Annotated in this window: 7 protein-coding genes; all 7 read left to right on the top strand. The window is 40.0% G+C overall.

Going from position 1 to position 12202, the window contains the following annotated elements:
- The first annotated feature begins 8 nt into the window (after nt 1-8).
- The 7 genes from B6A39_RS12415 to galE all read left to right on the top strand — a co-directional run bounded on the left by B6A39_RS12415 (nt 9) and on the right by galE (nt 12197).
- The gene (locus B6A39_RS12415) at nt 9-4193 is read left to right on the top strand and encodes a glycosyltransferase family 2 protein (protein WP_198036714.1); all 4185 of its coding nucleotides are present in this window, start codon (nt 9-11) and stop codon (nt 4191-4193) included.
- Between the two features lie 15 nt (nt 4194-4208).
- Nucleotides 4209-5306: a hypothetical protein gene (locus B6A39_RS12410; protein ID WP_083006156.1), complete on the top strand. Its 1098-nt coding sequence runs from the start codon at nt 4209-4211 to the stop codon at nt 5304-5306.
- Between the two features lie 406 nt (nt 5307-5712).
- Nucleotides 5713-6861: a polysaccharide pyruvyl transferase family protein gene (locus B6A39_RS12405; protein WP_083006154.1), complete on the top strand. Its 1149-nt coding sequence runs from the start codon at nt 5713-5715 to the stop codon at nt 6859-6861.
- A 1227-nt stretch (nt 6862-8088) separates the two neighbouring features.
- Nucleotides 8089-9108, top strand: a complete 1020-nt coding sequence (locus B6A39_RS12400) for a hypothetical protein (RefSeq protein ID WP_083006152.1) — start codon at nt 8089-8091, stop codon at nt 9106-9108.
- A complete protein-coding gene (locus tag B6A39_RS12395; RefSeq protein WP_083006150.1) occupies nt 9101-10213 on the top strand; it encodes a hypothetical protein in 1113 nt (370 codons plus the stop codon). The genes B6A39_RS12400 and B6A39_RS12395 overlap by 8 nt, the downstream gene beginning before the upstream one ends.
- An 8-nt stretch (nt 10214-10221) precedes the next feature.
- The gene (locus tag B6A39_RS12390; protein WP_083006147.1) at nt 10222-11202 is read left to right on the top strand and encodes an FkbM family methyltransferase; all 981 of its coding nucleotides are present in this window, start codon (nt 10222-10224) and stop codon (nt 11200-11202) included.
- Nucleotides 11199-12197, top strand: a complete 999-nt coding sequence (gene galE / locus B6A39_RS12385; RefSeq protein ID WP_083006144.1) for a UDP-glucose 4-epimerase GalE — start codon at nt 11199-11201, stop codon at nt 12195-12197. Before B6A39_RS12390 ends, galE begins: the two co-directional genes overlap by 4 nt.
- Nucleotides 12198-12202 lie beyond the last annotated feature (5 nt).

The raw sequence follows: 12202 nt of genomic DNA, 5'->3' as shown, positions 1-12202 counted from the left end.
TGATTCCAATGAAGCAGTTAGTAAAAAAGCCTAAAGCATTTTTTCAATCCAAAAAAGTAGAAAAAAGAGTTGAAGGCTACGTCGAGCGTGTAACACATGAAGGTATAGAAGGTTGGGTAATTCATCTCGACAGAAAACCGTTGTCACTGAGTATAAAACTTGAGGGGCAAGAATACACACTGGCTCCACAATGGCATACAAGAGATGATGTTGCGGCTCAACATGGTAATGACTTTCATACGTCAGGATTTACAGCTGAGTTACCTGATAAAGTTAAAAACGCATTAATTAGCAAAAAGATAGATAAAACAATGCTGGTAGTTTTGGCTGATAGTCACGAAATAAAAATTACTGGTGATTTGCCAAGCTTACAAAAAAAAACAAACCAAGTTTCTAGCGCTAGCTATTCGTCTGAGGCGACTATAAGTTCAGAGATTAATAAGGAAGCGTTGATAAGCACAATAAATAGCAAACATGGCGATGTGATAGCAGGAATTGAAGGCTTTGATCATTTTGTTATCAAAGGTTTCATTACGTTAGCTACTCACGAGACACCTCTATTAACAGTAAAGTTAGGTAAAGAAACTCAGGATTGGCCAGTACTACTTCGCACCCCTATTAGTGATATAAGCACTGAGGCATCGGGCTCGCTCGCAAAGATAGGTAGTGCCATACAGAAAGCTGCATCAATCAAAGCAACTGTACAACATCCATTTGAAATTGAAGTGCCTGGGTATGTTTGGGAAAATTGTAAATCGGCTCTTAATAACACTATTGAGATAAGTATTCATTCTGTAAGTTATCCGGGGGCACTTAAACTTAGCCTCACAAGCGAACAGAAATTTTTATGGCTTGAAGATATCGCCAAATTGCAAGAATCAGACAATAAGCAGTATCTAGGCTTATTGGCGTTAGAGCACCTACGTTTTTCTGGGGCATTAACTTCACTGGAGGAAAGTACCCAAGCTTATTATCGTGATTTTGCAACTACTATGCAGCTAGATAGTTTTTTGAATGCAGGGGGTGGGCAGGAAGAAAGTGAAATTTCTATAGCCTCCTATTCTGTTGGCTTTGATACGCAATTAATGTGGCAGGCGCAAAAAAAATTAAATCATAAACTCCAGGAAAAACACAGCAATACATTCGATGCGATTTCAGCGGTTGTTCACGAGCTTCAACTGGTAGGTAACGTTAAAAAAACTTTCTTGCAGTCTGTTATTCCGCTGATGGCCAAAGAAGCCAAGCTACTTAGCTTAAAGCAGTTGACGGATTTTACGGGTTACTACTCACTTGATCATGCTGATAATACCTGGGCGGTTTCCTTAGCAATTGCTCCGTTGGTAGCCGACCGTCAGCTAGGTCGGGCAACCGATGCGATGTGGCGGTTGGGAAAAATGCTGGACAAAGGTTGGCTTAACACAGAGTGTGTTTGGTATGCAGTTCATCATATACAAGTGTTAGAATCGCGAGGGGAGGCTACCCAGGCACAAGCCGAGAAAATGCGTTATGCCGTATTAACACTATTAGATAACCTTCAGGGCGAATGGTTTTCGCGGCTTCATGATGCATTGTTACAAGACTCATTGGTAGCGATGCTGAGTAAGCTTCCACAGATGACCGATTACCAGCAAAAAGATGTCGCTTTAGCAGCTGTTCGTCACTATGGTCTTTCACCCTCTTTTTGGCAGAAGTTAGATCAAGCGGGCATGATGCCTAGCGCGCCTGCTTCCTTGGTAAGAGCGCATCAGCACTGGCAGACTATTCAATATGCGTTTACTCATCTTGATGAACTCACTACACAGTGGCGTCAGGTTCATCGTGGGCTCGAATATTTCAAACTAAAACGCAACCCTGAAGCGCGTTTTATGCAGCGTGAATTGGTAGCAGCGCTTCTACCAAAACAAACTCTTGGAAATCAAGAATTATTCGAACTACTGCAGGATGTTATTGGTGCCGATCACATGGAAGCTGTGCGTTATGCCGCACACCCACTGATTAATCAGGCCATTAGTGAACAGTTAGTAGCATTATATCGTGATGATATTCGTAGCGTACTGCGTCAAAATACTGAACGAGCCAGCAGTGTTTCAAATAATGCACAAAATTTTGCCGCAAAAGCGTTGTTAGAAAACCGGCTTGGTAATGATCAACTCATGGCAATTCACAACTGGCACGCCATGTTCTTAAGTGTAGATATGCTGACTAGTGCTTTAAGTCTTTATCCAGAAGACGCCTCTACACACTTACAGCTTATCGATCACTGTCTCCAGCAAATAATAGCAGACTCGAATCCGGCCTATTGGTTACCTGCACCTGCATGTACGGCGTTGGCTAACCTCCAGCAGTTATCGAATCAGCACGCTATGATTAAGCAGTGGTTAAAAGGGATACGTGCCACGTTAGAAGCTAAATTTGGTAATATTCACGATGCACTGTTTTCTAAAATCACACCGGTTGCGCTCAGTGCAAAAAAACTTAGCATTCAGCCGGCTTGGCCGCAAGACACCTTAGTGGTGATCTACTCTTGCCGTGCTTATTTGGACACCCGTATTAAGGCAATTCGTGAAACCTGGCTGCAAGACCTAAAGGCACGTGGAATACCTTATGTGATTATGGTTGGTGACGGCAATGACACGCTAACGGGGGACATATTAGAGCTTAACGTTTCAGATACCTATGAAGATTTACCCCATAAATCGCTAAAGTTGATGGAGTGGGTGTATCAGAACACGGCTGCTCAATACGTATTAAAAATTGACGATGACTGCTATTTGGATGTAGACAATTACTTCAATACCTTAGCCTACCGCAAGCACCATTATTATGGGCGGGTAATTTATCGCCCTATTGGTGGTATGGACCGAAGTTGGCACCATACAAAATCTAAGACTATGCGTGCCCAAAAAGCGCTGGATAAATCGCCAGAACCCTCCTTATATGCAGATGGCGGCGGTGCCTATACTCTTTCACGCATAGCGCTTAAAGCACTAATAGAAGCGAAAGCAACGCCTGAGGGTAAACGCTTAATCGTTAACTCCTTCATGGAGGATAAGTTGGTAGGCGACTTGCTAGCGATGCAAGGAATTGCACCAAATAATGAAGATTACGAATGTTATCAGCGCCGCCGGACTTATGGCGCTGCTGTACCTATCGGCATGTTTGAAAATACATTTATGCCATCTGCGGCTACGCCTACTCAGGTTACCCACCTAGATCTTGCGGAACATCAAAAGATTGCCTATCAAGTAAAAGGAACAGATCAACTATGGCCTAAAAAAATATGGCCATCTTGTTGGGGGGCTTCAGTTAAGGAGAAAAGTAACCAGCTTGAATTGATTTCTTCACTGGAAAAAGTACAAGAGCTTACTAGCAGCTGTGTTATTGTCGTAGCCACTGTGCGTAATGAAATGATTATGCTGCCACATTTCTTGGATCATTACCGGAAGTTAGGGGTTAAAGCATTTATCATTTCTGATAATTGTTCGGATGATGGCACGCGAGAATACCTCTATGAGCAACCGGATGTTGTGCTCTACTCAGCAGACACTGAGTATAAATACTCACATTATGGAGTAGCTTGGCAACAGGCTATTTTAGCCAACCACTGCATAGGAAAATGGGCGTTGATTGCCGATGCAGATGAGCTACTGGTATTCCCTGGCTACCAGCAACGTTCACTGCAAAGCTATGTAGAGGAAGTAGAGTCAAAAGGATACGATTGCATTCGTACGGATATGATTGATATGTACCCATTCGGTGATTTGAATAATGCCGATTTTACGGTCGATAAACCATTTGAAGTAGCGAATTGGCACGATAAAAAACCCTTGGTGGACTGGTGTATTGGCAGTGGTTTTTATTCTAATAATATTAGCTCTGTAAGCAGCCTGCGCCATCGAATTGATCAAAATGCTGAACCAAATGCCTTTACATCGCAAAAATATGCGTTACTCAAGTACACACCATGGATTCGTACATCTCAAGGCATTCACGATATTGCAAATGTTAATGTACTGAGCGATAACGTATGGTTTGCTCACTTTAAGTATCATGCTGGTTTTAAAGCCAAGGTAAAAGAAGAGATCAAACGCAAGCAGCACTATGGTGGTGCTAAAGAGTACCAACGTTATGCAAGTATGTTAGCTGAGGCTAATGGAAGTTTTGGTTGCAGTGAAAATTCTGTTAAATTTTAATTTTACGAGTATGCTATGTCTGATAAAAAGCCTTTGATTATTTGGACCTTTCGCAGATCTGGGGGAACTAATTTAGGTCAAGCCCTTTTTAAAGCAATGCCTTTTCCAACTGTCGAGCATGAGCCGTTTAATATAGATAGAATTTATGGGAATGTTACCCTGAACTGGAAAAAAAATAAAAATTATTGTGAACTTGAGGAAAGTATAGATGATATTCTTAAAAGTAAGCCCTTGATAAAGCATTGTCTTGAAATAATGCCGGATGAGCTGAATTTAGCTTTAATGAAAAAAAGCATTGAGTACGGTTATCGTCATTTGTTTCTGTATAGGGAGTATTCTACTGATAGGCTTTTGAGTTTGAATTATGCCCAAAAAACAGGCATATGGGGGAGGGAGCATAAGAATAAGAAAAGAATTAATGAAGAGGTTTATCAGTCTGATGTGAATGTAAGTAGCTTGATTTCACACGAGATTGAATCTAGAAGAAAGATGAGGTTTGTGTATGACTATTTAAATAAAACAGGAGCAAAGCCTCTCTCACTAACTTTTGAATCCTTGTATACAGGAGTTTATCATTATAGCCAGAGTCTGGCAGAGCAAGCATTTAAGATTTTGGGAGTTAAAGAAAGTACTCCAACTGCGGATGTGTTGAAAAAAATGCTTAGGGGAGGAGGTCAAGGTACAAAAGATAAGTACTTAGTGTTTCCTGGTTCCGATATCTTAGTAAAGCAATCACAAAGTTTGGGTAAGTTTAATCTCGTTAAGCTTCCGGTTTCTAGTCTGACGTATAGCGATTATTCATATTCACTGGATTGTTTTGAAGTCTGGAGTGCTCTGCCTGGTGTCCGAGAAGATGAAACTGTTTTTTCCGGTGTTTTCTTTGATTCGGATATAGAAAAGAATTTTAAGATTATTTTTAGAAGCGAAAATGGTTGTGATGTTGAGATTAAATTTGGTTTGCCTTCTCCAAGGATTGAAGAAAAATTTAAAAATAAATCTTACTCATCTGTTGCCAGATTTATATCCCCGGTTATTCAAAAGTCACCAGGGTGGCTAATTCTTTCTTACGAAGGGAGCGAAAAACAACTATGCTTTATTGATGACTGGGGATAATTACGGCTAGTGATTTTGAAATGATTTTATTTTCTGGGTTTTTTTCTTATTAGCGGCTCTCTGTTAAGTATAATAAAAAAAGCTTCTACCGCATGCTCTATTGTTTGCCAAAATCAAGATAATTTTCGAGATTTTAAATATAAGTTATACTAAATAATAATCTATGCTTAACAAACTCTGTCTTGTAGGAAATATTTGTTTCAGATATTTTGTTGTGAGATAATTAAAATTGTGGTTAGAGTAGATGTCGCAAATGGCAAACTAACTCTTCCATCTCTTGAGACTGAAGGAATGTTTCAAAATGATTCTGAGTCTGGGGTTTTAGATTTAAAGCCGGATCAATCTTTACCTAATGTAAAGCTTGATTTTTTTTGAGTGAATTAGTTAACTAGAAAAGGATTATGTTATGCAAAATGCTAGTAAAATTGGATTTATTGGCAATCCTAGTGGTCTTCCTCATGGCAGCAAAGATAATACGGGAAATATTGTTCATGGATATGCTGCCCGTTCTTTTTTTAAAGATTGGGTTAAGGTAGGGACAAATACTAGCGCAGATAATATTGCTAGGACTCGTGAAAGTATTACTCATTTGGGATTCGTTACAGCAACTATGCTACATGTAAACAGGACTCCTAAATATATTGCTTCACACGAAAATGTGGCTGATTTTATTGAAAAACTTGATTTACCAGTCACTACATTTGGATTTGGATGTCAAGCAGAACTCGGGCAGAGTATTAAAGACGCTAAAGTCGATGATCGTTCAGTTCGACTTCTAAAGGCTATATCTGATCGCGCAGAATCAATTGCAGTAAGAGGTGAATTTACAGCGGAGCTTTGTAATAAATATGGCGTCAAGAATGTCGAAGTCATAGGTTGTCAATCTGCTTATTTTGGAGGACTTCAAAACCGAGATAGAAAAGATGCTTTCTTTAATAAATTTAATGCTAGCGAAGAAAAATCTGGTGTGTACCTGTCTCTTGGGCCTGATGAAAGCAAGTTGCTGGAAATCGCAATTAATAGTGGGAGTAATATTATTGGTCAAGGTGATCCAACTGAAGAGAGAATTTCTACTGGAGATCTAAGTCGTGAAGACTTTTTGAAAAATGGTAATGCTCATTGGGAACCACCTTATTTACTTAGGATGTTCGAAAGTGGTAAGGTAAGCAAGAGTGATTATTTTAATTACATTAAAAAAAGTTTTTATAAGTTCTATACTGTAGAAGATTGGGTTAACCATTTTTCAGATGGATATGGATTCTGTTATGGAACCCGTTTCCATGGTAATATGATCGCTTTTTGGGCCGGTGTTCCTTCGCTTTGGATAGCGCATGATATGAGAACTTTTGAACTGTGTGAGCATTTGAAACTTCCTTATATAATGCATGATAAACTGCAGCAATTTTCTAGTGCTGATGAGTTGTATGAGCTGTGTGATTACTCTAGTTACTGGAACGCTTTTGATAATCGATTAAGTGATTTTGCTAGATATTTGAAGGTTAATAATGTCGATCAGTTTTTGAGTGAAAATTATCGTAGCAGTTTGATTGTTTGAGTACGGTTTATATTCTTGTTTCAAGGTCTGTTTATAATGCAGTCCTTAAAATCGAGATGTAAGACATTGCTCTCAGATTTATTGTTTTAATTGAAATGAAAAGCAGAATACTTCATTAATCCAAAGCTGTTTCGATAAATAGAGCTAAAGCTCTTAGTGAAGCTGGTGTTTAACTCAGGTATAGATTGATCTAGTGTTGCTTGTATAATGCTCCACTTGATTTTACAATCTATTAGTCTAGGAAAGTGCAAGCAAAACCGCGCTCAGCGCGGTTTTGCAGCGCCCAATAAGATTGATTTAAAGTATCCATCTAAGTGTTAACTTCTTCATTAACTGCTTTGTCGTGTTGTATTTCTATTTTTTCTATAATTTTAATTATCTATGAGAGGCTCAGTATCAACTCTCTGCTATTTTTTGTCAGTATGTACAGTATTTCTGACTTTGAGTTATGACATGAAATCAAACATTTGAGCTCCTAATGGCCGATTTTATAGGCTTTTAATGTGATTTTAAAAGTTATATTCTTAGCCATGACATTTTGTTGCGCTTAATTATCCTGGCTGGTGCGGACAATTCACCTTGATATTGTGTTTTATGATTCTATAAAAACCTGCTAGAGTCATGATCCATGGTTCAGAGGCAGCCTTTAAGGATGAGGCATTGCGTGGGTATTTCCAATAGAAATAGAAAGTTGCTATTCCCTTTATGCTTCTTCAATGCGGCTAATGCAAGTTGCTAGGCCAAGTCCAATCCGATCAAAAAACTGATGGCATACCGCTGTATCTGAATCACTTAAGTCCTTACAAAAATTTCTTGTGAGGTGTTACATATTCTCTTCGAATCATTTCTGGCGGCCACTTAAACAAGTTTTTCGGCACTTAACTCTGCTGACTCGATGCAGGTTTGGACTTCGCGAGTCTGAACGATTCCATTAAAGATTGTTTTAATTAAGGATATTTGTAGCCAAATTTATAAAAATTATTTTAAATTAAATTAGTAAGTGCTAATGTTTTTTCTGATGGCTGAAGTTCTTCTCATCGGTCACGTAGGCATTGCCTTAGAAACTATTTAGCTCATTAATTGGATCAATCCGCTCAAAGGATCCAACTTGTTTGATCAGCCATTTTTGATGGCAGCACGTAACCAACACCGTCACGTAGGGTATTCATAGCTATTTTTTGCATCCCACAAAGCCAGGTGTTTACTAGGGCTATGGAAGGTTAGGTAATGATTAGTCAATATTTTAAAAAATCTAAGCCAAATATTACTTTGCATATTGGTATGAATAAAACTGGTACCACCGCGCTGCAAGCTTATTTTCAACAAGCCAGTGATAAGCTAGCTAAGCACGGTATTTTGTATCCTAAGACAGGTCGTATTGGAGCGGCACATTACTCTTTAAGTGCTTCCCTCGGTTTTTGTAATCCTGGAGTTCCTTCAGAGTGGATATGTTCGCCTGAAGCACTCTTAAAATCTTTAGAAAATGAAATCACTTCCGATACCCAACAAATTATTATCAGTTCTGAAGATTTTTTGCTTAACAAACCATTTGACCGTTTGAATAAATTTTTTAAAGGCTACCCGTTAAAGGTCGTTATTTACTTACGCCGTCACGACCATTGGTGGCTTTCCGCCTATGCCCAAGCGGTTAAAATGAAGCACCTCCCCCCTTGGAATAAGGGGGCCTATGGCTTTATTAATTTTCAACGTAAAAAAAATCCCCGTTATGGTGATTACCGTCACTTAATTGATCGGTGGGCAGAGGTAGTTGGAAAAGAAAATATAATTGTTCGTCCATACGAATTTGAGCAAAATCAACCTGATTTAGCTAGTGATTTTATTACGGCTATAGGCCAGCAAAATTTACTCTATAAATTACCAAACATGGCACAGCGAGATAATGTATCCTTGCCAATTCGTTCACTTCAATTAATGGATATTTTTCAACGACTAAATGCCAGTAAAGAGCTGCGATATGCTCTTTTAAAGCATGCTAAAAAAGTGCCTTTTGATGATGTATCAAGACATATTCAAGATATGATTAAGCCCGAGTTTCGTATACGGCTAATAGAAGAGCAGTTAGCTTCCTATCATTATATAGCTCAGACGTACTTGGGTCGTGAAGATGGCCGATTATTTTATGAACCACTTCCAGCCCTAGATCCCGAGTGGAAAAGTGTTCCATGGCCTTCCCATGAAGAGATCGCTCAGCACGTGGTTGACGTAATGGAGCAATTGAATGGCTAGCCATGCAGTACATGCCATTATACATGTTGGTATGCCAAAATGTGGTAGCAGTGCTTTACAAATAGCATTGTCTAACCATCTCCTTAGCGGTTCATACAGCTATACTGTGATCCGTGAAAATGCAGAAGTGCTTAATGGAGAGCTAGTCAAACGTTTGGCGAAAACTTCTGCAACTGGGTATATGCCCTCTGTTTCTGCGCGAAAAATCGCTGATTGGAAGTCTACGCAGTGGCAGGATTGTAGAAATGCTATCGCTAAGATTGCCGAGCTGGGAAATATTCCAGTTTTTTCCAATGAAGCTTGGGGCAATCAATTTTCTCAGTTTGCTAAGTTAGATATACTAAGACGCTTAGGTTTAAAAGCAGATGTTGTTATGTATGTTCGCCCTCAAGTACAGTGGTTAAACTCTGCCTGGTGGCAGTGGGGCGCTTGGACTGGACAACCTTTTGATTTATGGTTCAAAAGTAGTATACAGAAAGCCGATTGGTTTAATGTTTATCAAGAATGGTTAGCAGTTCCCGGTGTAGATAATGTTACGGTACGACTGCTTCCTAATGATGTCGTTTCCGACTTTAATCAATTCTTGGAGCAGCCTGAGGCTGCTACTTCTCGCGCAAATGCAAGTTTGCCTGCTTATTTGTTACGTTTCTTTCAACAGCATGAAGAGCTTCGGAGTGGTGCGCACTCCTCTGAAATTGAGTTTGTAATGGCTCGTCATGTTGATTTTCCTAAAGCATCTACACCTTGGGTGCTTAGTGACCAGCATATTTCTTTTTGCTTAAGCTACTATGAATCGAGTAACCTTAAGCTTTTGAATGCTCTTAATGAAAAGCAGAAATTAGAAATGAGACAATGCTCTGCCTGGTGGGCAGCTGATTATTATAGCGACTATTGTTTAGAGTCACCATATCAGACTCCACTTTATATAAACGACGTAGAATTAATTGCTAAAAATGCTATGCATGCTTTAGTGTCATTAGATCGTTCTCATCGGAATTTGCAGCGGCGCTATGATTTGCTTCAGCAGCAATCAACTACCGCAGGCAGTCCTACAACTAAGTCGTTACTTAGGTCTTGGTTGCGTCGCTTTACTCGTACTAGCTAAGGGCAAGTGTGAATATTATTTTTTTAAAATCAGATGTTAACCTTATTGAAGATGTATTAGGGAATTATGATCTCTCAAAATTGTTAAACGATAAGGCATATAACTTATTGACAAGCATGTCGATTGACGGCGTGCTGTCAATTCGTCAACGCCATGATATTGCCGATGTATTGCGTGATATGGCGACATCTTTGGAGTGGTTGGATCTTGTTCAGGCGCACAAGTTAATGAAGCGTGCTTTGTATTATCGTCCAGATGGGCCTTTTCTGAACAAAAAGATGCAACAATATTGTCGGTATTTAGAAGTAGCTAAAAACGGCCTGTGTGAGGTAAATGGTGTTTCACTCTCTTTTCCGAAGCAGCCACCTATATCTTTACTTCGATCTCTGGCAGATGGCAGCTATGAACATAAGGAGGCCGAGCTGGTAGCATATGCTATTGATCGAGACGATCGTGTTCTCGAGCTTGGCGCGGGGGTTGGGTTTATGGGGATAACGGTGATGCGTTGCTGCGAACCTGCTCATTACGTGGCGTATGAGGCTAATCCAGAGCTGCTCTCTTATATTCAACATAATCAAAAATTAAATAATATTAGTTTTGATATACATAATGCTGTGCTTTTAGAGGAAGAAAGTACACAGCCATTTTATGTAACACCTGCGTTTTGGGGCAGTAGCTTACTACAGCCTAAAGAAGGAGCGTATCAGCAGGTAGAAGTTCCGGCACTTAATAAGCATCTTGTTATGGCAGAGCTGCTTCCCACAGTGCTTATTATTGATATTGAAGGTGGTGAATCTGCATTTTTTGAAGGATTGAATTTAAACAGTGTTATGAAGATTATTGTTGAAATTCATCCGCAGATACTAACGGATTCTGAGTTAACTGCTATTTACAAAACGCTTATTGACGCTGGTTTTTTATTAGATTTTAAAGTGTCGGGTAGGCAAGAGCTATTTTGGTATCGGCGTGACATTAAGGAGGCAGCATGAAGGTATTGGTAGTGGGTGGCGCAGGTTATATTGGATCTCATATGGTGAAGCAGTTAGCTCGCCAAGGTCATGATGTGGTGGTTTTAGATAATCTTTCCACCGGTTTTCGTTCTTTGGCCAGGTACGGAAAACTGGTAGTTGGCGATTTAGCTGATACCAATTTACTTGAGCAGCTATTCCAACAATATACTTTTGATGGCGTGATGCACTTTGCTGCTGCAAGCTTAGTGGGCGAGTCTGTTCAGCAACCAGGTAAGTATTACCGTAACAATGTATCCAACACGCTTAACCTACTAGAGGTGATGGTTAGGCATGGCACACGACACTTTATATTTTCTTCCACTGCGGCCACATTTGGCGAGCCAGAGTATGTGCCTATTGATGAAGCCCATGCTCAAACACCTATCAACCCTTACGGTGCTAGCAAGCTAATGGTTGAGCGTATATTGCAGGATTTTTACAATGCTCATGGCCTTAACTCCGTTTGTTTGCGTTATTTCAACGCCTGCGGAGGAGACCCTGAAGGCGATATTGGTGAGTGCCACGATCCTGAAACGCACCTGATACCTATTATTTTACAGGCGGCATCAGGCAGACGCAGTCACATTACAGTTTTTGGACGCGACTACGCGACCGAAGATGGCACTTGTGTACGTGATTATATCCATGTCGAAGATTTGTGTTCTGCTCATGCTCTTGCATTACATGCATTGAACGCGCAACAGTTAAAGGGAGCGCTTGCTTATAACTTGGGTAATGGGCTGGGATATTCTGTTCAACAAGTAATTTCTGCTGTGCAAAAGGTAGTGGCTGAAGATGGCAAAGAGGTCATTGTCGAAGAAGGTCAGCGGCGTCCTGGTGATCCTGCAACGTTAGTGGCAGATGCTACCCTGGCAAAAGAAGCTTTGGATTGGCGGCCACAATATGCTGATTTAGAAACAATTATTCGTCATGCATGGGCTTGGGAAAAGAAAGTCGTTCTTAGCGCAGAATAGTGCTT

Source organism: Halomonas sp. GT, assembly GCF_002082565.1.
GTDB lineage: Bacteria > Pseudomonadota > Gammaproteobacteria > Pseudomonadales > Halomonadaceae > Vreelandella.
The sequence above is the reverse complement of the archived record's forward strand: the minus strand, read 5'-3'. Positions and strand labels throughout refer to the sequence as shown.

What these genes read in the sequence shown, in the direction of transcription:
- B6A39_RS12405 (WP_083006154.1), top strand. Translation starts at nt 5,713, where the DNA reads ATGCAAAATGCTAGTAAAATTGGATTTATTGGCAATCCTAGTGGTCTT.
- B6A39_RS12415 (WP_198036714.1), top strand. Translation starts at nt 9, where the DNA reads ATGAAGCAGTTAGTAAAAAAGCCTAAAGCATTTTTTCAATCCAAAAAA.
- B6A39_RS12400 (WP_083006152.1), top strand. Translation starts at nt 8,089, where the DNA reads ATGATTAGTCAATATTTTAAAAAATCTAAGCCAAATATTACTTTGCAT.
- galE (WP_083006144.1), top strand. Translation starts at nt 11,199, where the DNA reads ATGAAGGTATTGGTAGTGGGTGGCGCAGGTTATATTGGATCTCATATG.
- B6A39_RS12410 (WP_083006156.1), top strand. Translation starts at nt 4,209, where the DNA reads ATGTCTGATAAAAAGCCTTTGATTATTTGGACCTTTCGCAGATCTGGG.
- B6A39_RS12395 (WP_083006150.1), top strand. Translation starts at nt 9,101, where the DNA reads ATGGCTAGCCATGCAGTACATGCCATTATACATGTTGGTATGCCAAAA.